At 68.4% G+C, this 19,610-nt stretch carries 19 protein-coding genes; 16 read left to right on the top strand and 3 right to left on the bottom strand.

The features are described 5' to 3' along the window. Nucleotides 1–30 precede the first annotated feature (30 nt). Together AC5Y31_RS13655 and AC5Y31_RS13660 are read left to right on the top strand one after the other, a co-directional pair. Nucleotides 31–711, top strand: coding sequence for an HhH-GPD-type base excision DNA repair protein (locus AC5Y31_RS13655; RefSeq protein WP_499980937.1), 681 nt, complete (start codon nucleotides 31–33; stop codon nucleotides 709–711). Further along, entirely contained in the window at nucleotides 708–854 is a 147-nt protein-coding gene (locus AC5Y31_RS13660; protein ID WP_019737787.1) for a hypothetical protein, read from the top strand. The genes AC5Y31_RS13655 and AC5Y31_RS13660 overlap by 4 nt, the downstream gene beginning before the upstream one ends. Nucleotides 855–959: 105 nt before the next feature. Here the strand turns inward: AC5Y31_RS13660 and AC5Y31_RS13665 are convergent, their stop codons facing one another. Further along, nucleotides 960–1,940, bottom strand: coding sequence for an Rv1157c family protein (locus AC5Y31_RS13665; RefSeq protein ID WP_065025949.1), 981 nt, complete (start codon nucleotides 1,938–1,940; stop codon nucleotides 960–962). An 85-nt stretch (nucleotides 1,941–2,025) separates the two neighbouring features. On the opposite strand from AC5Y31_RS13665, the gene AC5Y31_RS13670 reads away from it, so the two are divergent. Next, the gene (locus tag AC5Y31_RS13670; RefSeq protein ID WP_499980938.1) at nucleotides 2,026–3,312 is read left to right on the top strand and encodes a mannosyltransferase; all 1,287 of its coding nucleotides are present in this window, start codon (nucleotides 2,026–2,028) and stop codon (nucleotides 3,310–3,312) included. Here the strand turns inward: AC5Y31_RS13670 and AC5Y31_RS13675 are convergent. After that, nucleotides 3,290–3,574 (bottom strand): 4a-hydroxytetrahydrobiopterin dehydratase, encoded by a 285-nt coding sequence (locus AC5Y31_RS13675; protein WP_065025951.1) that lies wholly within the window; start codon nucleotides 3,572–3,574, stop codon nucleotides 3,290–3,292. The two genes, AC5Y31_RS13670 and AC5Y31_RS13675, sit on opposite strands and share 23 nt — an antisense overlap. A 33-nt stretch (nucleotides 3,575–3,607) precedes the next feature. Here AC5Y31_RS13675 and AC5Y31_RS13680 point away from each other — a divergent pair, with 33 nt between their 5' ends. From AC5Y31_RS13680 to AC5Y31_RS13705, 6 genes are all read left to right on the top strand, one after another. Next, nucleotides 3,608–4,000: a (deoxy)nucleoside triphosphate pyrophosphohydrolase gene (locus tag AC5Y31_RS13680; protein ID WP_065025952.1), complete on the top strand. Its 393-nt coding sequence runs from the start codon at nucleotides 3,608–3,610 to the stop codon at nucleotides 3,998–4,000. A gap of 150 nt (nucleotides 4,001–4,150) precedes the next feature. After that, on the top strand, nucleotides 4,151–7,882 hold the full coding sequence (locus AC5Y31_RS13685) for a nitrate reductase subunit alpha (RefSeq protein ID WP_499980939.1): 3,732 nt from the start codon (nucleotides 4,151–4,153) through the stop codon (nucleotides 7,880–7,882). Beyond that, nucleotides 7,882–9,492, top strand: a complete 1,611-nt coding sequence (narH, locus tag AC5Y31_RS13690) for a nitrate reductase subunit beta (RefSeq protein WP_499980940.1) — start codon at nucleotides 7,882–7,884, stop codon at nucleotides 9,490–9,492. The genes AC5Y31_RS13685 and narH overlap by 1 nt, the downstream gene beginning before the upstream one ends. Further along, entirely contained in the window at nucleotides 9,489–10,157 is a 669-nt protein-coding gene (gene narJ, locus AC5Y31_RS13695) for a nitrate reductase molybdenum cofactor assembly chaperone (RefSeq protein ID WP_065025955.1), read from the top strand. The genes narH and narJ overlap by 4 nt, the downstream gene beginning before the upstream one ends. After that, the gene (gene narI / locus AC5Y31_RS13700; protein WP_207511760.1) at nucleotides 10,154–10,903 is read left to right on the top strand and encodes a respiratory nitrate reductase subunit gamma; all 750 of its coding nucleotides are present in this window, start codon (nucleotides 10,154–10,156) and stop codon (nucleotides 10,901–10,903) included. The genes narJ and narI overlap by 4 nt, the downstream gene beginning before the upstream one ends. Next, the gene (locus tag AC5Y31_RS13705) at nucleotides 10,900–11,229 is read left to right on the top strand and encodes a DUF732 domain-containing protein (protein WP_065025956.1); all 330 of its coding nucleotides are present in this window, start codon (nucleotides 10,900–10,902) and stop codon (nucleotides 11,227–11,229) included. The genes narI and AC5Y31_RS13705 overlap by 4 nt, the downstream gene beginning before the upstream one ends. A gap of 9 nt (nucleotides 11,230–11,238) precedes the next feature. Here AC5Y31_RS13705 and AC5Y31_RS13710 read toward each other — a convergent pair whose 3' ends face one another. Beyond that, nucleotides 11,239–11,853 (bottom strand): TetR/AcrR family transcriptional regulator, encoded by a 615-nt coding sequence (locus AC5Y31_RS13710; RefSeq protein ID WP_499980942.1) that lies wholly within the window; start codon nucleotides 11,851–11,853, stop codon nucleotides 11,239–11,241. Between the two features lie 87 nt (nucleotides 11,854–11,940). Here AC5Y31_RS13710 and AC5Y31_RS13715 point away from each other — a divergent pair, with 87 nt between their 5' ends. The 7 genes from AC5Y31_RS13715 (at nucleotide 11,941) to mshB (ending at nucleotide 19,582) form a co-directional block, all read left to right on the top strand. Beyond that, the gene (locus AC5Y31_RS13715; RefSeq protein ID WP_065025958.1) at nucleotides 11,941–12,771 is read left to right on the top strand and encodes a phytanoyl-CoA dioxygenase family protein; all 831 of its coding nucleotides are present in this window, start codon (nucleotides 11,941–11,943) and stop codon (nucleotides 12,769–12,771) included. A 16-nt stretch (nucleotides 12,772–12,787) separates the two neighbouring features. Then, nucleotides 12,788–13,174 (top strand): RidA family protein, encoded by a 387-nt coding sequence (locus AC5Y31_RS13720; protein WP_499980944.1) that lies wholly within the window; start codon nucleotides 12,788–12,790, stop codon nucleotides 13,172–13,174. A gap of 39 nt (nucleotides 13,175–13,213) precedes the next feature. Further along, nucleotides 13,214–13,603, top strand: a complete 390-nt coding sequence (locus AC5Y31_RS13725) for a MarR family winged helix-turn-helix transcriptional regulator (RefSeq protein WP_065025960.1) — start codon at nucleotides 13,214–13,216, stop codon at nucleotides 13,601–13,603. 61 nt (nucleotides 13,604–13,664) lie between these two features. Then, nucleotides 13,665–15,548: a translational GTPase TypA gene (gene typA / locus AC5Y31_RS13730; protein WP_499980945.1), complete on the top strand. Its 1,884-nt coding sequence runs from the start codon at nucleotides 13,665–13,667 to the stop codon at nucleotides 15,546–15,548. A 23-nt stretch (nucleotides 15,549–15,571) separates the two neighbouring features. Next, a complete protein-coding gene (locus AC5Y31_RS13735) occupies nucleotides 15,572–17,470 on the top strand; it encodes an ABC transporter family substrate-binding protein (RefSeq protein ID WP_109470843.1) in 1,899 nt (632 codons plus the stop codon). A gap of 236 nt (nucleotides 17,471–17,706) precedes the next feature. Next, entirely contained in the window at nucleotides 17,707–18,618 is a 912-nt protein-coding gene (locus AC5Y31_RS13740) for a hypothetical protein (RefSeq protein ID WP_499980947.1), read from the top strand. A 22-nt stretch (nucleotides 18,619–18,640) separates the two neighbouring features. Continuing rightward, on the top strand, nucleotides 18,641–19,582 hold the full coding sequence (mshB, locus tag AC5Y31_RS13745; protein WP_499980948.1) for an N-acetyl-1-D-myo-inositol-2-amino-2-deoxy-alpha-D-glucopyranoside deacetylase: 942 nt from the start codon (nucleotides 18,641–18,643) through the stop codon (nucleotides 19,580–19,582). Nucleotides 19,583–19,610 lie beyond the last annotated feature (28 nt).

Consider the following 19,610-nt stretch of genomic DNA (forward strand, 5'->3'; position numbering starts at 1 on the left):
AGGCCACCGAAGCCGCCTTAGGCTTCTTGCGTGACTGCGAAACTCTGCCTCGCTCAAGATCCTGAGGCCGACGAACTTCTCTCGGTAGATCCGTTTGCCTTGCTCACGGGCATGCTGCTTGATCAGCAAATACCTATGGAACAGGCGTTTGCGGGACCCAAGAAGATCGCCGACCGCCTCGCTCGTAATCGTGTTGACACTTCCCAGCAGATACCCATGGAGGTCGCGTTCGCCGGGCCGAAGAAGATCGCTGACCGGATGGGTGGCCTCGACCCGCACGAGATCGCCGGACGCGACCCCGAGGAGTTCGCCGCCCTGTGTGCGGAAAAGCCTGCGGTGCATCGCTTTCCAGGATCGATGGCAGGCCGCGTGCAAGCGTTGGCGCAAGCCATCGTCGACCAGTACGGCGGCGACACGGCCGCGCTGTGGACGGCCGGCGAGCCCGATGGCGCCCAGGTGTACAAGCGGCTCAAGGCGTTGCCCGGCTTCGGTGAGCAGAAGGCGCGGATCTTTGTGGCCTTGCTCGGCAAGCAGTACGGCGTGACCCCGCCGGGGTGGCGGGAGGCCGCCGGGGCGTACGGCGGTGCCGACACCCGTCTGTCGATCGCCGATGTCGTCGATGCGGCGTCGCTGCAACAGGTACGGTCCACCAAGAAAGCGCAGAAACAGGCGGCAAAACAAGCACGCGAGAGCGGAAAGGCGGCGACGTGAAGACCCATCTGAACTGTCCGTGTGGCGAGGCCATCGTCGGTAAGGACGAAGACGACCTGGTCGACCTGACCCAGAAGCATCTCGCGGATGCGCACCCCGGTATGAGCTACGACCGGGACGCCATCTTGTTCATGGCCTACTGACGCTGTCCGTGCGATAGCACGAGACCGACGTTTTGCAGGGAAAGTGCCCGGGAGCACTCCTGCAAAACGTCGGTCTCGGCGTTGGAGGCATGGCCTACTGGGGCCTTACGGCACCACTGTCGAGCCGATGGTCGGCAGGAAGTTGCACTGGTGGTCCTTGGTGCTGACCTGACCGAAGATCGTCGACATGATGCTGCCCGAGCCGGTGTCGACGATCGCGGTCAGCGTCGTCGGCCCGTCCGCGTTGATGTCGGAGCGCGGCTGCAGGGTAGCGCTGCCGGACTTGCCCGTGGTCAGGTTGACCCAGGTGACGTTCAGCGGAAGCTTCTGGGTCTCGGCCGGGCCGGGGGTGCCGACGGCGGTGAAGACGTAGGCGGTCTGGCCGGGCTTCGGACCAGGGGTGGGAATGGTAGCCGGGCCGGCCACCGAGAGTGCGGTGGCGATGACGTTGCCGCCGTCGGCCAGGCAGTTCTGGCCGATCGAGGGGTACATGAAGTCCTGGGTCGGCGGGGCGTCCGGGCCGAATCCGGGATTGGCGGCGGCCGGTGTCGCCTCGGGTGCGGCAGCCTCGGCCGGGACGGCTTCGGCAGGCGGTGCGGCGACGCCGGCGGCCTCCGGCGGCGCCGGGACGGCTTCCGGTGCGCTCGGCGCGGCCTGCGGAACCGGTCCCACCGACTTGGCGGGGTCCACACCGCTGGGCAGGTGCGCCACCAAGCCCGGCGCCGATCCGGCCGTCGGCACGTGCTCACTGGACAACATGGCTTCCGGCGGTGTCTGCACGAACTGCGCCACCGAGTCGGCCACCTGCCGGGAATTGGCCGGCGCGGAGGAGTTTCCGGCGAACGCGGCGGCAGCGGCGGCCAGCAGCGAGGTGGCCCCGGTCGGGTCGGCGGCCGCCTGCTGGATCACCGGGCTCAATTGCTCGAGCGCGGGCAGGCCGGGAAAGCCCGCGGTGGGCAGCGGCAGGGCCGGGACGGCCGGGTCGGCTGCAGCAACCGCGCTGAGACCGCCGAAGAGCAGTGCGGCCGAGGATCCGACCGCGACGGTCGCCGTGGTGGCGTTGAACAGCGTCCGGAGGCGCGACATGATTTCCCCAATCGTCGGCGGTGGCTTCTACGAAATCCGAAGCTAGCTTGTTGCTGGTGAGGCTCAAGTGACACGAGTGTCATTTATGGGACCGTTATGGACCCGAGCCGCGACGGTGATCCGGCCGCCGTTCGCTAAAGTCGTGCGCGTAGACACCACCCTCGACCCCCCGGCCGCGCGTTCCTGGACGAACCGATTGACCGCCTCGGCCCCGCTACTGCTGGCGGCCAGCATCGCGGCGCGGCTCGCCTGGACCTACCTGACCCCGCGCGGCGCCAACTTCGTCGACCTGCACGTCTACATCAGCGGTGCGGCCGCATTAGGCCACCCCGGCGCGCTGTATGACTACGTCTACGCCGACCAGACGCCCGACTTCCCGCTGCCGTTCACCTACCCGCCGTTCGCCGCGGTGGTGTTCTATCCGCTGCATCTGCTGCCCTTCGGGCTGGTCGCCTTTCTCTGGCAGATCGGCACCATGGCCGCCCTCTACGGCGTGGTCCGGCTCAGTCAGCGACTGCTCGGGGTCGCCGCCACCTCCGGGCGCCGGGTCGCGATGCTGTGGACCGCGGCCGGGATCTGGACCGAACCATTGCGCAGCACCTTCGACTACGGCCAGATCAACGTGATCCTGGCGCTGGCGGTGCTCTACGCGGTTTACAGCAGCCGGTGGTGGGTGTCGGGTCTGCTGGTGGGGCTGGCCGCCGGGGTGAAGCTGACCCCCGCGATCGCCGGGGTGTACCTGGCCGGGGTGCGGCGCTGGGCCGCCGCGGTGTTCTCGGCGGTCGTCTTCGCCGGCACTGTCGCGGTGTCGGTGTGGGCCACCGGGGACCAGGCGCGCCGGTACTTCACCGAACTGCTCGGCGACGCCCACCGGGTGGGGCCGATCGGCACCTCGTTCAACCAGTCCTGGCGCGGCGGCCTCTCCCGGATCCTCGGCCATGACGCGGGTTACGGTCCGCTGGTGCTGATCGCGGTCGCCGTCACCGCGGTGTTGGCCGTGCTGGCCTGGCGCGCGCTGAGCAGCGACCGCACCCGGCCCGATCCGCTCGGCCTGCTGCTGGTGGTCGAACTCTTCGGGCTGCTGGCCTCGCCGATCTCCTGGACGCACCACTGGGTGTGGCTGGTGCCGTCGATGATCTGGCTGCTGCACGGCCCGTACGCGGATCGCCGCGGCGCCCGGATACTGGGCTGGGGCTGGCTGGCGCTGACCCTGATCGGCGTGCCCTGGCTGCTCAGTTTCGCCCAGCCGAGCATCTGGCAGGACGGCCGGCCGTGGTATCTGGCCTGGGCCGGCCTGGTCTACATCGCCGCCGCGGTGGCCACCCTGGCCTGGATGGCCCGCACGCAGGTCAGCTCGCCAAAGTCCGGTTGATCTCGCCGGCCATCGCCACGTCCTTGTCGGTGATGCCGCCCTCGGAGTGCGTCACCAACGCGAAGGTCACCGTGCGCCAGCGAATATCGATGTCGGGGTGGTGATCCGCCGCCTCGGCGCGCTCGGCGACCCGCCGTACCGCGTCGATGCCGGCCAGAAACGAGTCGAACTTGATCGCGCGACGCAGCGCACCGTCGGCGTGTTCCCAGCCGTCGAGGTCGGTCAGCGCGGCGTCGATTTGTTCATCGGTCAACAAAGCCATACCCGACGGTAGGACGGTATAGCCTCACACGCCATGCCCACCCAGGTCGTCGTCGCCGGAGCTGTGATCGTCGGGCCGGCGCTGCTGATCGCGCAGCGACGCCGCCCGCCGGAGCTGGCCGGACGCTGGGAACTGCCCGGCGGCAAGGTGATGCCCGGCGAGACCGAACCGGCGGCCCTGGCCCGCGAGCTCGCCGAGGAGCTGGGCCTGGACACCGAGGCGATCACCGTGGGGGAGCGCCTCGGCGCTGACGTCGTGCTCGACTCCGGCATGACCTTGCGCGCCTACCGGGTCAGCCTGGCGCGCGGCGAACCCCGGCCGGACGATCACCAGGCACTTCGCTGGGTGACCGCTGTGGACTTACCTGACGTTGACTGGGTACCTGCCGATCGAGCTTGGCTGGCCGAGCTGGCTCGGGCACTGTAGTGAAACAGCTCTGTAAATTGTGCCGATGAATTGGGTCGCTCAGCGATATACCTCGCTACGCTGGGATTTTGGCCTGAGACGGTGCGCTGCGGCGGCCCGGCCTGCTGCCTGAACCGCTGGAGTGCGGCGACCCCTCTAAGGAGAACTCCGATGACACGCGCTACGCCGCCCACCTCGCCGGCACCGCCGTCCCAGGCCCGCATCGGCGGTCCGCTCGAGGAGTTGCTGGAACGCAGTGGCCGGTTCTTCACCCCGGGCGAGGTCTCGGCGGATCGGCGCACCGTCACCCGCCAAGGCGGCCGCGAGGCCGACACCTTCTATCGGGACCGCTGGAGCCACGACAAGGTGGTCCGCTCCACCCACGGGGTGAACTGCACCGGCTCGTGCTCGTGGAAGATCTTCGTCAAGGACGGGATCATCACCTGGGAGAACCAGGCGACCGACTATCCCTCGGTAGGCCCGGACCGGCCCGAGTACGAGCCGCGCGGCTGCCCCCGGGGCGCCTCCTTCTCCTGGTACTCCTACTCGCCGACCCGGATCCGCTACCCCTACGCGCGGGGACCGCTGGTCGAGATGTTCCGCGAGGCCAAGGCGCGCCTGGGTGACCCGGTGCTGGCCTGGGCCGATATCCAGGCCGACCCGCAGCGCCGGCGGCGCTACCAGCAGGCCCGCGGGATGGGCGGGCTGGTGCGGGTGACCTGGGCCGAAGCGACCGAGATGATCGCGGCCGCGCACGTGCACACCATCAAGGCCTACGGCCCCGACCGGATCGCGGGCTTCTCGCCCATTCCGGCGATGTCGATGGTGTCGTTCGCCGCCGGGTCCCGGTTCATCCAGATGCTCGGCGGCGTGATGACGTCGTTCTACGACTGGTATGCCGACCTGCCGGTCGCCTCTCCGCAGGTGTTCGGTGACCAGACCGACGTCCCGGAATCCGGGGACTGGTGGGATGCCGCGTACCTGATGATGTGGGGCTCCAACGTCCCGATCACCCGCACCCCCGATGCGCACTGGATGGCCGAGGTGCGCTACCGCGGGACCAAGGTGGTCAGTGTCAGCCCCGACTACGCCGACAACACCAAGTTCGCCGACGAGTGGATGCCCTGCGCGGCGGGCACCGACGGTGCGCTGGCCATGTCGATGGGCCACGTCATCCTCACCGAGTGCTACGTCAAGCAAGAGGTGCCGTTCTTCACCGACTATGTGCGCCGCTACACCGACCTGCCGTTCCTGATCAAGCTGGAACAGCGCGACGGCCGGCTGGTGCCGGGCAAGAACCTGACCGCCGCCGATCTGGGTCAGACGGTAGAAAATGCCGCGTTCAAGCCGGCCCTGCTCGACGAGGCCACCGACACCGTCGTGGTGCCGCACGGCTCGCTGGGCTTCCGGTGGGGCGACGAGGGCATGGGCAAGTGGAACCTCGACCTCGGCGATGTGCGGCCGGCGCTGACCGTGCTCGACCCGGCGTCCCACAACGGGCACCGGCGCAGCGCCCTGGTGTCGCTGCCGGGCTTCGACACCGTGGACGGCCACGGCACCGTCGTCGAGCGCGGAGTCCCGGTCCGTCAGGTCGGCGAGCACCTGGTTTGCACCGTCTTCGACCTGATGCTGGCCAACTACTCGGTGGGCCGCCCCGGGCTGCCCGGCGAATGGCCCACCGGGTACGAGGACGGCACCGCCGTCAACACCCCGGCCTGGCAGGAGCCGATCACCGGGGTCTCGGCCGCCCAGGCGATCCGGGTGGCGCGCGAGTTCGCCCGCAACGCAGAGGAATCCGGCGGCCGGTCGATGATCATCATGGGTAGCGGAATCTGCCAGTGGTTCCACGGCGACGCCACCTACCGGGCGGTGCTGGCACTGCTGATGCTGACCGGCTCGATGGGGCGCAACGGCGGCGGCTGGGCGCACTACGTCGGCCAGGAGAAGGTGCGCCCGCTGACCGGGTGGCAGACGATGGCCGCCGGCAACGACTGGTCGCGGCCGCCGCGCCAGGTGCCGGGCACCTCGTACTGGTACGCCCACACCGACCAGTGGCGCTATGACGCCTACGGGGCGGACAAGCTGACCACGCCGCTGGGGCGGGGCCGGTTCGACGGCAAACACACCATGGACATCCTCGCTTCGGCCACCGCGATGGGCTGGAGCCCGTTCTATCCGCAGTTCGACAAGTCCAGCCTGGATGTGGCCGATGCGGCCGGCGCGGCCGGGCGGGACGCGGGGGAGTACGTCGCCGAGCAGCTCGCCGCCGGCGAGCTGAAGCTGTCGGTGACCGACCCGGACAACCCGGTGAACTGGCCGCGGGTGCTCACGGTATGGCGGGCCAACCTGATCGGCGCCTCGGGCAAGGGCGGGGAGTACTTCCTCAAGCACCTGCTGGGCACCGACGCCAGTGTGCTCGGCGAGCCACCGGCCGGCGGGGTCAAGCCGAAGAATGTGCGCTTCGACAGCGACATTCCCGAAGGCAAGCTCGACCTGCTGATGTCGATCGACTTCCGGATGACCTCGACCACCCTGATGTCCGACATCGTGCTGCCCGCGGCGACCTGGTACGAAAAGGCCGACCTGTCCTCGACCGATATGCACCCGTATGTGCACTCGTTCTCCGCGGCGATCGACCCGCCGTGGGAAACCCGCAGCGACTACGACGCGTTCGGCGCGATCGCTCGCACCTTCAGCGGACTGGCCAAAAAGCACCTGGGAGTCCGCAGCGACGTCGTGCTCACCGCGATGCTGCACGACACCGCCGACGCGATGGCCTATCCCGAGGGAACCGAACGCGATTGGCTGAACACCGGCGAGACGCCGGTTCCCGGCAAGACGATGCCCAAAGTCACTGTGGTAGAACGTGACTACACCGCGATTCACGACAAGTGGCAGTCGCTCGGCCCGCTGGTGGACACCTTGGGGCTGACCACCAAGGGCTACACCGTGTTCCCGCACGAAGAGGTCGAAGACCTGGCTGGCCGGTTCGGGGTGATGAAATCCGGTGCCGGAGAAGGGCGCCCGGCGCTGACCACCGCGACGCGGATGGCCGATACCGTGCTGGCACTGTCGGGTACCACCAACGGCCGGATCGCCACGGAGGGCTTCCGCGAACTGGAGAAGCGCACCGGGCAGCGGCTGGCGCACCTGTCGGAGGGCAGCGAGGAGAAGCGGATCACCTACGCCGACACCCAGGCCCGCCCGGTGCCGGTGGTCACCAGCCCGGAATGGTCCGGCAGTGAGACCGGCGGCCGGCGCTACGCCCCCTTCACCATCAACATCGAGTGCCTCAAGCCGTTCCACACCCTGACCGGCCGGATGCACTTCTACACCGCGCACGACTGGATCGAAGAACTCGGTGAGCACATGCCGGTCTACCGGCCACCGCTGGACATGGTGCGGCTGTTCGACGCCCCCGAGCTCGGCGAGGTCGGCGACGGCATCGGCATCACCGTGCGGTACCTGACCCCGCACTCGAAGTGGTCGTTCCACTCCACCTACCAGGACAACCTTTACATGCTGTCGCTGTCCCGGGGCGGGCCGACCATGTGGATGAGCCCGGGAGACGCCGCGAAGATCAATGTGAAAGACAACGATTGGATCGAGGCGGTCAACGTCAACGGGGTGTTCGTCGGCCGGGCGATCGTGAGTCAGCGGATGCCGGACGGGGTGGTGTTCGTCTACCACGTGCAGGAGCGCACGGTCGACACCCCGCGGGCCGAGACCAACAACAAGCGCGGCGGCACCCACAACTCGCTGACCCGGATCCGGGTCAAGCCCAGCCATCTCGCCGGTGGCTACGGCCAGCACGCGTTCGCGTTCAACTACCTGGGGCCGACCGGCAACCAGCGCGACGAGGTGACGGTGGTGCGCCGCCGCACCCAGGAGGTTCGTTACTGATGAAGGTAATGGCTCAGATGGCCATGGTGATGAACCTGGACAAATGTATCGGGTGCCACACCTGCTCGGTGACCTGCAAGCAGGCCTGGACCAACCGCGAGGGCACCGAGTATGTGTGGTTCAACAACGTCGAAACCCGCCCGGGCGGAGGCTATCCGCGCACCTACGAAGACCAGAACCGGTGGAAGGGCGGCTGGACGCTCGACAAGAAGGGCCGGCTGCGGCTGCTGGCCGGCGGACGCGTCCACAAGCTGCTGAACATCTTCGCCAACCCCAACCTGCCCGGTCTGAAGGACTACTACGAACCGTGGACCTACGACTACGAGAACCTCACGTCGGCGCCGCTGGGCGACACCATCCCGGTCGCCGCGCCGCGCAGCTCGATCACCGGCGACCCGATGAACATCGAGTGGGGCCCCAACTGGGATGACAACCTCGCCGGTTCGCCGGAGAACCTGGTCAACGACCCGATCCTGGCGAAGGTCAGCGATCAGGTCAAAAGCGAGCTCGAAGAAACCTTCATGTTCTACCTACCGCGGATCTGCGAGCACTGCCTGAACCCGTCGTGTGTGGCGTCGTGTCCGACCGGGGCGATCTACAAGCGCGAAGAAGACGGCATCGTGCTGGTCGACCAGGACCGGTGCCGCGGTTGGCGGCTGTGCGTGTCGGGATGCCCGTACAAGAAGGTGTACTTCAACCACAAGACCGGCAAAGCCGAGAAGTGTCACTTCTGCTATCCCCGAATCGAAGTCGGACTGCCCACGGTCTGCTCGGAGACCTGTGTCGGGCGGCTGCGCTACATCGGGTTGGTGCTCTACGACGCCGACAAGGTGCTCGAAGCGGCGTCGGTGGAGAAAGACACCGACCTCTACGAGGCGCAGTGCGGGGTGTTCCTGGACCCGACCGACCCCGAGGTGATCGCGGGCGCGCGCGCCGAGGGAATCTCCGACACCTGGATCGAGGCTGCCCAGCGCTCGCCGATCTACGCGCTGATCAACACCTACAAGGTGGCGTTGCCGCTGCACCCGGAGTACCGCACCATGCCGATGGTCTGGTACGTCCCGCCGCTGTCCCCGGTCGTCGACGCGGTAGCCCGCGACGGGCACGACGGGGAAGACCTGGGCAACCTGTTCGGCGCCCTTGACGCGCTGCGTATCCCGATGGCCTACCTCGCCGAGCTGTTCACCGCCGGCGACACCGGCGTCATCGAGGGCGTGCTGCGGCGCCTGGCGGCGATGCGCTCCTACATGCGCGACATCAGCCTGGGCCGAGAGACCCAGCCGCATATCCCCGCTTCGGTCGGTATGACCGAGGAGGAGATGTATTCCATGTACCGTTTGCTGGCTATCGCCAAATACGAAGAGCGCTACGTGATTCCGACTGCCTATAGCCAGAAGGCGCACGAGCTCGAACACCTGGGGTGCTCGATCACCGGTGGTCCGAACGGGTATGAGGACGACCCGTTCGTGAGCGCCGACGGCCAAGACCAGTCGTCGTTCCACATGGTCGAGAACGGCGGACACGCCCAACGGCCGCGGGGCCGGACCAACCTGCTCAACTGGGGCGGCGGCGATCAAGCGGTGCCCGAGATGTTCCCGGAGCACCAGTGAAGCGGTTCATCCGCTCCCTGCGGCGCCAACCCGGCGGGCCGGGCGACCGAGCGGTGTGGCAGGCGGCGTCGCTGTTGCTGGCCTACCCCGACGAGCAGCTGCAGCAGCGGCTCGACACCGTGGAAGCGCTGCTCGCCCACGCGGATGCGACCCCGGCGGAGCTGCTGCGGCGCACGGTGGCCGCGCTGCGCGCTTCCGATCCGATGACGGCTGCCGTCGACTATGTCGAAACCTTCGACATGCGACGGCGTTCGACGATGTTTTTGACGTACTGGACCGGCGGGGACACCCGCAACCGGGGGATGCAGATGCTGGCGTTCGCCACCGCCTATCGCGAGGCCGGCGCCGAGCCGCCCGCCGGGGAGGCACCCGATCACCTGCCGGTGGTGCTGGAGTTCGCCGCGACGGTCGACCCCGAGGCCGGGCGCCGGCTGCTGCTGGCGCACCGGGCGCCGATCGACGTGCTGTACAAGTCGCTGAGCGACGCAGAATCAGCGTATGCCCACACGCTGGCCGCGGTGTGCGAGACACTACCGGCGGCAACCGATCAGGAGGTGCAGAACGTGACCGAGCTGATGGCGTCTGGGCCACCGGCCGAAGCCGTTGGGCTGCAGCCATACTCGGCGACTGTGTCGCTGGGGATGCCGAAGGTGCCGATACGATGACCGAAGTCACCGTCATCAGCCCCGCGGAGTTGTGGTGGGACATCGTGCCCTACTTCGTGCTGGCCATCGCCGGTGTCGCCACCTGGTGGCGGTACAAATACGACAAGTTCGGCTGGACCACCCGCTCGTCGCAGCTGTATGAGTCCAAGCTGCTGCGGATCGGCAGCCCGATGTTCCACTTCGGCAGCTTCGTGGTGATCATCGGCCACATCGTGGGCCTGTTCGTCCCGGAGTCCTGGACCCGTGCGCTGGGGATGAGCGACCGCCTCTACCACCTGCAGGCGCTGATCCTGGGCCTTCCCGCCGGTATCGCCACGCTGATCGGCGTCGGGCTGCTCATCTATCGCCGGCGCACCGAGCGATCGGTGTTCAAAGCCACCAGCGTCAACGACAAACTGATGTATCTGGTGCTGGTGTGCGCGCTGGTGGTCGGCATGAGCTGCACCCTGATGGGCACCACCGCCTACGGGGAGCAACACGACTACCGCGAGACGGTCTCGGTCTGGTTCCGGTCGATCTTCGCCCTCGACCCGCGCGGTGATCTGATGCTGCAGGCCCCGCTGTACTTCCAGGTGCATGTGCTGATCGCGCTGAGCCTGTTCGCGCTCTGGCCGTTCACCCGTCTGGTGCACGCGTTCAGCGCGCCGATCGGATATCTGTTCCGGCCCTACATCGTCTATCGCAGCCGGGACGTGGCCAAGAAGAATCAGCCGATGGGCTCCCGGCCGCCGCGGCGGGGCTGGTGAGGCTGTTCGCGGCGCTGCCCGCCGCGCTCATGTTGATCGGTCTGGCCGCGCCTGCCCAGGCCGATCCGGCCACCGACGACACCGACTTCCTCGCGGCCCTGCAGGCGGCCGGCATCACCTACAACCGCCCGGATCAGGCCGTGGTCACCGCGCGGATGGTGTGCAAGTTGATCACGGACGGCAAGCCGAGCACGGAGGTGCTCGAGGGCCTCAAGGAGCGCAATCCGGGGCTGTCGACCGAGCACGGAACGGTGTTCGTCGGGATCGCCGCACGGTCGTACTGCCCGGATCAGCTGGTGCAGAACCCTGCCGCGGGAGCGCAGTAGCGGTCTGCGCTACGGCCGCAGCTTGTTCAGCTCGTCGGTGACCAGTGCCTCGAGCCGGGCGGGCGGGAACCGGGCGGGTTCGCTGACCGCGTGCAGCGCCAGCCCGTCGACCAGTGCGCACAACACGTCGCATTGCGCGGCGGGATCGAAGTCGGTTCGCAAGGAGCCGTTCTGCTGGCCCTTGGCCAGCAGGGACCTGATGCCGCCGCGGATGGCGCTGTAACGGGCCCGGAACGCCTCCGCGAACGCGGGCTCGGTCTCGGCGCTGGCCAGCACCTGCGCGTAGAAGCGCGGCATCACCTGCTCGGCCTCGGTGGTCGGTAACGGGATCACGCACATCCGGCGCAGCCCCTCGAAGGTGTCTGTCATCGACACGGCCTGGCCGAGCAGATCCTCGAACGGGGCGAGCACCGCGTCGGCCGCCGCGACCAGCAGCTCCTGCTTGCCGGTGAAGTGGTGCATCACCACGCCGGTGGTGTAGCCGATCTCGCGGGCGATCGAGCGCAGCGAAGCGCCGGACAGTCCGTCGCGGGCGATCACCCGCACGGCCGCATCCACGACCTCCGCCCGCCGGTCGCCGCCGGCCTGCGCCGAATGCCGCGAGGCGGTTCCGTCGGTGGGCATCAGATTCCTCCGGGGCTTGACAACGCGGCAAACGGGAACGAGCATAACACTCGTTACGGACATCACAACTGTTATGAGGTACGGGTCATGCAGGTAACCGAGCAGCTCAAGCAGGATTTGGCGACCGACGGCGCCGTCGTCGTCCGGAATCTCTTCGACACCGAACAGCTCCGCCGGGTCAGGCAGAGCTACGACTACGGGATCGCCCATCCGAGCCCGCAGGCCAAGCGGGTCTACCCGGGCACCGCCGACGAGCACTTCAACGAATACGGCAACCCGGACAACATCGAGCAGTACCTCGTGCTGATCAAGGATCTGGGACTGGCCGACTTCGCGGCGGCGCTATGGGATTCCGAGCACGTGTGGTTCCTGGGCGAGGAGCTCTTCATGAAGAAGGGCGGCAAGGCCGGTCGCTCACCCTGGCACCAGGACACCTCCTACATGCCGGCCCACGGGCCGCATCTGCTCAACATCTGGATCAGCTTCGAGAAGCTCCCCAAACGCAACGCGCTCGAGTTCGTCCGCGGCTCGCACCTCGGTGCCCAGTACGACGGCACGTCCTACACCGATCCGACCGATCCCACCAAGCCGCTGTGGGGTGACGGCAGCTGGCCCCGGCTGCCCGACATCGAGGCCGAGCGCGCGCAGGATCCGGCGTCCTGGGACGTCATTTCCTGGGATCTCGAACCCGGTGACGCGCTGGTCTTCCACTCCGGCATCCTGCACGGCGGCGCCCCGGTGACGCCGGACTGCCCGGAGCGCCAGACACTGGTGTTCCGGTTCTTCGGTGACAAACTCTTCTACCGGCCGCTGCCGTCTACCAAGCCCGATTTCGGGCATGACATCAGCGGACTCAACGACCCTTCGCTGACGCTCGGCGCCCCCTACCATCCCGAATACTTCGCGCAGCTGCGCTGAATCCCGAGGAGATCCCATGGCCCGCACCATCATTCCGGCGTGGATGCAGCCGATGCACGACACCTATCACTTCGCCCCGGCGGTCATCGACGGTGATCACCTGCGCTGCTCGGGAATGATCGGCCTCCGTCCCGATCTGACCGTCTCGGAGAATCTCACGGAGCAATTCACTCAGGCGTTTGAAAACCTCCGCGATCTGCTGGGAGAGGTGGGCCTCGGCTTCGCCGACGTCACGGAGATGACCACGTATCACATCGGCCTCGCTCGGCATATCGAGGAATTCTGCGCGGTCAAGGACGCCTTCATCTCGGCGCCGTATCCGGCCTGGACCGCCGTCGGCATCTCCGAACTGGCCTCGCCCGGGGCCGCGGTCGAGATTCGGATCACCGCCCGGCTGCGCTGATTGCCGCGCGACCGGCAGGGCGCGGCATAAAGTGACGGCGTGGCCCTGCCTGACGACGTCTATGCCCGGCTGCTTACGTTCCGGACACGGCTGCGGCGCTTCGAGCGCTGGAGCGCTGACCAGGCGCAGGCTGCCGGGCTGACCCCGGCGCAACACCAGTTGCTGCTGGCGGTCCGTGGCCACAGTGACTCGCGGGGGCCCACGGTCGGTGACGTCGCCGAATACCTGCTGTTGCGCCACCACAGTGCCGGCGAGTTGATCCAGCGTGCCGAGGCGGCCGGGCTGGTCACCCGGGTCCGCGACAGCGAAGACCAGCGGGTGATCCGGCTGCAGCTCACCGAAACGGCGGCGCATTGCCTGCAATCGCTGACCGAGCTGCACCTCGAGGAGCTGGAGCGGTTCAGCGCCGAGTCCCCGCTGGGGCTGTGACCTTCGTTGCTCTAGGCTTCTCGTTTTCGCGATTGGCGGGGTGCGCTGGCAGAATCGCCCGGTGAACTTTCGTAACGTCGCCATCGTCGCGCACGTAGACCACGGCAAGACGACTCTGGTCGACGCCATGCTCCGCCAGTCCGGCGCCCTGCAGGAACGGGGAGAGGCCGCCGACCGGGTGATGGACTCCGGTGACCTGGAGCGCGAAAAGGGCATCACCATCCTGGCCAAGAACACCGCCGTGCACCGCCACCACGCCGATGGAACCGTCACCGTCATCAACGTGATCGACACCCCGGGCCACGCCGACTTCGGCGGCGAGGTGGAGCGCGGGCTTTCCATGGTCGACGGGGTGGTGCTGCTGGTCGACGCGTCCGAGGGCCCGTTGCCGCAGACCCGGTTCGTGTTGCGCAAGGCGCTGGCCGCGCATCTGCCGGTGATTCTGGTGGTCAATAAGACCGATCGGCCCGACGCCCGGATCGCCGAGGTGGTCGAGGCCAGCCACGATCTGCTGCTCGATGTGGCCAGCGACCTCGACGACGCGGCGCAGGCCGCCGCCGAGCACGCGCTGGGGCTGCCGACGCTGTACGCGTCGGGCCGCGCCGGGGTGGCCAGCACCACCGCACCCGCCGACGGCTCGGTTCCCGATGGGGAGAACCTCGACCCGCTGTTCGACGTGCTCCTCGAGCACGTACCGCCGCCCTCGGGTGACCCGGAGGCGCCGCTGCAGGCGCTGGTCACCAACCTCGATGCGTCGGCCTTTTTGGGCCGGCTCGCGCTGATCCGGGTCTACAACGGCCGGATCCGCAAGGGCCAGCAGGTTGCCTGGATGCGCGAGGTCAACGGCGAGCCGGTCACCACGACGGCGAAGATCACCGAGTTGCTGGTCACCGAGGGGGTCGAACGCACCCCGACCGAGGAGGCGGTCGCCGGTGACATCGTCGCCGTCGCCGGCATCGGCGACATCATGATCGGCGATACCTTGGCCGACCCGGCCGCCCCGGTCGCGTTGCCGCGCATCACCGTCGACGAGCCGGCGATCTCGGTGACGATCGGCACCAACACCTCCCCGCTGGCCGGAAAGGTCTCGGGCCACAAGCTGACCGCGCGAATGGTGAAGAGCCGGCTGGACACCGAGCTGATCGGCAACGTCTCGGTGCGGGTAGTGGACATCGGGCGCCCGGACGCCTGGGAGGTGCAGGGCCGTGGCGAGCTGGCGCTGGCCATCCTCGTCGAGCAGATGCGCCGGGAGGGCTTCGAGCTGACGGTCGGCAAGCCGCAGGTCGTGACCCGCAAGGTCGACGGCAAGGTGCACGAGCCGTTCGAGCACCTGACCGTCGACTGCCCGGATGAGTATGTCGGCGCCATCACCCAGCTCGCCGCCGGGCGCAAGGGCCGGATGACCGAGATGGCCAACCACACCACCGGTTGGGTGCGGATGGAGTTCATCATCCCCAGCCGCGGCCTGATCGGCTGGCGCACCGACTTCCTCACCGAAACCCGCGGGACCGGTATCGCCAACGCGGTCTTCGACGGCTATCAGCCGTGGGCCGGCGAGATCCGGGCCCGGCACACCGGCTCGCTGGTGAGCGACCGGGCCGGGTCCATCACCCCGTTCGCCCTGATCCAGTTGGCCGACCGAGGCCAGTTCTTCGTCGAGCCCGGGCAGGACACCTACCAGGGCATGGTGGTCGGCATCAACCCTCGCGCCGAGGACCTCGACATCAACGTCACCAAAGAGAAGAAGCTGACCAACATGCGGTCGTCGACGGCCGATGTGATGGAGACGCTGGCCCGGCCGATCGAGCTGGACCTGGAGCAGGCGATGGAGTTCTGCGCCGCCGACGAGTGCGTCGAGGTCACCCCCGAGGTGGTGCGGGTGCGCAAGGTCGAGCTGGATTCGACGCTGCGGGCGCGCAGCCGCGCCCGGGCCAAGAACCTCTAGATTTGGGCCGCCCCGATACCCTGGTGGCCGTGCCGAAGCCCCTCCGCCGCGTTCCTCTGACGGCGGGCGCACTGGTTTCGGCGATGCTGCTGGTGTTGAGCCAGGCGTGCACGGTCAATCCGCCGCCGGCGCCGCAGAGCACCGAGACCCCGAAAAGCGCCGCGCCCCCGCCGCAGCGCATCAGTCAGATCATCATGGGCATCGACTCGATCGGCGCCGGGTTCAACCCGCACCTGCGCTCCGATCTGTCGCCGGTCACCGCAGCCATCAGTGCGCTGGTGTTGCCAAGCGCCTTCCGGCCGATCCCGGATCCCGGCACGCCGACCGGTTCCCGCTGGGAGATGGATCCGACGCTGTTGGTGTCGGCCAAGGTGACCGATGACGCGCCGTTCACCGTGACCTATCGGATCCGGCCCGAGGCCTCCTGGACCGACAACGCGCCCATCGCGGCCGACGACTTCTGGTACCTGTGGCAGCAGATGGTCAGTCAGCCGGGCGTCGTCGACCCGGCGGGGTATGACCTGATCACCGGGGTGCACTCCGTCGACGGCGGCAAGCGCGTGGTGGTCACCTTCGCCAAGCCGTATCCGGCCTGGCGGGAGCTGTTCAGCAACATTCTGCCCGCGCACATCGTCAAGGATGTGCCCGGCGGTTTCCCGGCCGGGCTGGCCCGGGCGCTGCCGGTCACCGGCGGCCAGTTCCGGGTCGAGAACATCGATCCGCAGCGCGACGCGATCCTGCTCGCCCGCAACGACCGCTACTGGGGTCCGCCGGCCAAACCGGACCTGGTGCTGTTCCGCCGCGCCGGGTCGCCGGCCGCCCTGGCCGACTCGATCCGCAACGGTGACACCCAGGTGGCCCAGGTCCACGGCGGCTCGGCGGCCTTCGCCCAGCTGTCGGTGATCCCGGGGGTGCAGACCGCCCGGGTGGTCACACCGCGGGTGATGCAGTTGGCGCTGCGGGCCGGGCAACCCAAGCTGGCCGACGTGCGCGTCCGCCGGGCGCTGCTGGGGCTTCTCGACGTCGGCCTGCTGGCCACGGTGGGTGCCGGCAGCGACAACACCGTCACCTTGGCCCAGGCCCAGATCCGCACGCCCAGCGACCCCGGCTACGTGCCGACCGCCCCGCCGGCCGTGTCCGACTCGGCGGCGCTCGCGCTGCTACAGGCGGCCGGCTACCAGGTCGAGAAGGATGCGCCGCCCTCCGCGCTGGTACCACCGGCGGGCGCCGAGCCCACCCTGCCGCACCCGCCGGAGATCACTCGCGGCCGAATCAGCCAGGACGGCGAACAGCTGTCGCTCGTCATCGGGGTGGCGGCCAATGACCCGACCTCGGTGGCCGTGGCCAACACCGCCGCCGACCAACTGCGCAACGTGGGCATCGCGGCCACGGTGCTGCCGCTGGACTCGGTGAAGCTCTACCGCGAGGCGCTGGTGACCCATCAGGTCGACGCCATCGTCGGCTGGCAGCAGGCCGGCGGCGATCTGGCGACACTGCTGGCGTCGCGGTATGGCTGTATCGCGCTGGAGGCCACCACCGTGCCGACGTCCGGTGGCCCAGCCCCGTCTGCGGCTCCGGTCCCTCCGTCGTCCTCACCCGCGGCGGAGTCGACCACACCGACGTCGAAGGTGCCGCCGCGGCCGGCCGGCTCCCCGGCGCTGGTGCAGGCGCCGTCGAACATCACCGGCGTCTGCGACCACGGCATCCAGGCCGAGATCGATGCGGCACTGGATGGCAGCAAGCCCATCAGCGAGGTGATCGCGGCCGTCGAACCACGGCTGTGGAACATGGCGACCGTGCTGCCGATCCTGCAAGACACCACGATCGTGGCCGTCGGTCCCAGCGTGGCGAACGTCAGCCTGTCCGGGGCGGTGCCGGTGGGCATCGTCGGCGACGCCGGAATCTGGGTGAAGCGGCCGTAGGGGCGGGCCCGGCAGGAGAACAGCCTAAGCAAACGCTTCTGGTTCGCTGAGAGATGGCCCGCGGGTATCCCCGGCGGCCGGTCGGCGGAGTTAAGGTCGCAAGGTTGGGAGGTTCGTCGTGCCGGGGGGAGGGGAGCCGTCGTCCGAGCTGAAATCGGACCCGTCTGCGTCTTGCGCACAGATAATCCTTGGCTAGTATTAAGCAACTTGCCGCCGACAAGTGGAGAGGACGGTTGATGGAACACCTCGCTCACCGGTGCGCCACCGTGGCAGCTGCAGCGCTCGCCGTCGGCGGACTGGTCGCGGCTCTGACTCCGACCACGCAGTCCCTGCCTGACGTGCAGATTCGCGCCTTCGATCTGGCCAACTCAGCGGCGGCGAACGTGGATGTCAACCCCGGCCTTGAAGTGGCCGAGAGCCACGCGCGCATCGATTTCCCCGGTCTCGGCGGCCTGGAGTCACAGCAGGTCACGCTGGGCGATCTGTTGTTCGGCCATGGTGAGAACGAACTCGGCACCGGATCGCCGGTCGACATCGGCGACATCGAGAAGGAATTGAGCGACCTGCTCGGCGTGGGCGGAACCCCGGACCCGCAAAGCGTGCTCAGCGTCGTGCCATCGGTCGTCGATTTCGGTGGTGTCGCCGGTCCGTCGGTGGCAAGCTTCAGCGGCGGCAGCGAGCAGGCCGCCAACGCCGCGGTGGCAAGCTTGACAACCGGCATGTATGCCCTGATGCAGGGCCTGCCGGCGGCCTACCAGTCGCTGCTCAGCGGGATTGCCAGCCTCGAATTGGCGTTCAACAACGCCCTGGTGCAGGCGCAACTGGACGTCGTCGGACAGATGCCCGGCGACAGCGCAGCCAGCGAGGTCGCCCACTTCATCTTCCTCGCCAACAACTCGATCGTGGCCCAGAACGAACAGGCGCTGAACAGTCTGCTCGGCATCGACCTCAGCGGAGACGCCCTGCAGAACAGCTTGTTCGGCAGTTTCGATCCGGGCAGCGCCGCGTTCGGAGCCGACTGGGATGCCCTGCTGGCCTCCTTCAGCCCGGACACGGTCTCGGCGGTTCTGCACGACAACCTCGCGTTGCTGCTGACCGACCTCGACATCCCCAACTACCTGGCGAGCTTCATCCTCGGCCTTTTCTGATCCGGGCGGTAGGGTTCGGCCGATGTCAGATCGGACCCCGCGACTGTTGTTCGTGCATGCTCATCCCGACGACGAGACGCTGACCACCGGGGCAACGATCGCCCACTACGCCGCCCGCGGCGCCGACGTGCACGTGGTGACCTGCACGCTCGGCGAAGAGGGCGAGGTCATCGGGGACCGCTGGGCGCAGCTGGCGGTCGATCACGGCGACCAGCTCGGGGGCTATCGGATCGGCGAGCTCGCCGCCGCGCTGCAGGCACTGGGTGTCGGTCCGCCGCAGTTTCTCGGCGGCGCCGGCCGGTGGCGCGATTCCGGGATGGAGGGCACGCCCGCACGCCGCCAACAGCGGTTCGTCGACGCCGACGACGCCGAGACCGTGGCGGCGCTGACGGCCGTCATCCGGCGGCTGCGTCCGCACGTGGTGGTGAGCTATGACCCGCACGGCGGCTACGGCCATCCCGACCATGTGCACGCCCACCGGGTCACCACCGCGGCGGTGGCGGCCGCGGCAGACGACAAGGCCGGCCAGGGCTGGACCACCCCGAAGTTCTACTGGACGGTGACCGTCGCCAGTGCGTCGCGGGCCGCCCGGCAGGCACTGCGGGATGCCGACCGGTTGCCGCACTGGACACTGCCGGGCGAGGGCGACGCGGTGGGTGAGTTTCCCGACGAACGGATCGACGCGGTCATCGAGGCCGCCGAGTCGCGCCCGGCCAAGGTGGCGGCCATGGCGGCGCATGCCACCCAGGTCACCGTGGGGCCCACCGGCCGGGCGTTTGCGTTGTCCAACAACGTGGCTCAGCCCATCTTGGACAGCGAGTACTACGTGCTGGCCGCCGGTCGCGCCGGTCCGCGTGACGCACGGGGCTATGAAACCGATCTGCTGGCCGGACTTGAGCTCGGCGCCGCCGGGCACGGGGTAGGCTCTGCTGAGCAAGTCCCTGACGTAGAGCTGAAGGCGTAGGCATGGATCCCGATCTGGACCCGAACTT

Source organism: Mycobacterium sp. NGS18, from assembly GCF_059813185.1.

Coding starts and splice junctions, on each gene's coding strand:
- AC5Y31_RS13665 (WP_065025949.1), bottom strand. CDS start 1,940: ATGTCGCGCCTCCGGACGCTGTTCAACGCCACCACGGCGACCGTCGCG.
- AC5Y31_RS13670 (WP_499980938.1), top strand. CDS start 2,026: ATGGGACCGTTATGGACCCGAGCCGCGACGGTGATCCGGCCGCCGTTC.
- AC5Y31_RS13675 (WP_065025951.1), bottom strand. CDS start 3,574: ATGGCTTTGTTGACCGATGAACAAATCGACGCCGCGCTGACCGACCTC.
- AC5Y31_RS13680 (WP_065025952.1), top strand. CDS start 3,608: ATGCCCACCCAGGTCGTCGTCGCCGGAGCTGTGATCGTCGGGCCGGCG.
- AC5Y31_RS13685 (WP_499980939.1), top strand. CDS start 4,151: ATGACACGCGCTACGCCGCCCACCTCGCCGGCACCGCCGTCCCAGGCC.
- narH (WP_499980940.1), top strand. CDS start 7,882: ATGAAGGTAATGGCTCAGATGGCCATGGTGATGAACCTGGACAAATGT.
- narI (WP_207511760.1), top strand. CDS start 10,154: ATGACCGAAGTCACCGTCATCAGCCCCGCGGAGTTGTGGTGGGACATC.
- AC5Y31_RS13710 (WP_499980942.1), bottom strand. CDS start 11,853: ATGCCCACCGACGGAACCGCCTCGCGGCATTCGGCGCAGGCCGGCGGC.
- AC5Y31_RS13715 (WP_065025958.1), top strand. CDS start 11,941: ATGCAGGTAACCGAGCAGCTCAAGCAGGATTTGGCGACCGACGGCGCC.
- AC5Y31_RS13720 (WP_499980944.1), top strand. CDS start 12,788: ATGGCCCGCACCATCATTCCGGCGTGGATGCAGCCGATGCACGACACC.
- AC5Y31_RS13740 (WP_499980947.1), top strand. CDS start 17,707: ATGGAACACCTCGCTCACCGGTGCGCCACCGTGGCAGCTGCAGCGCTC.
- mshB (WP_499980948.1), top strand. CDS start 18,641: ATGTCAGATCGGACCCCGCGACTGTTGTTCGTGCATGCTCATCCCGAC.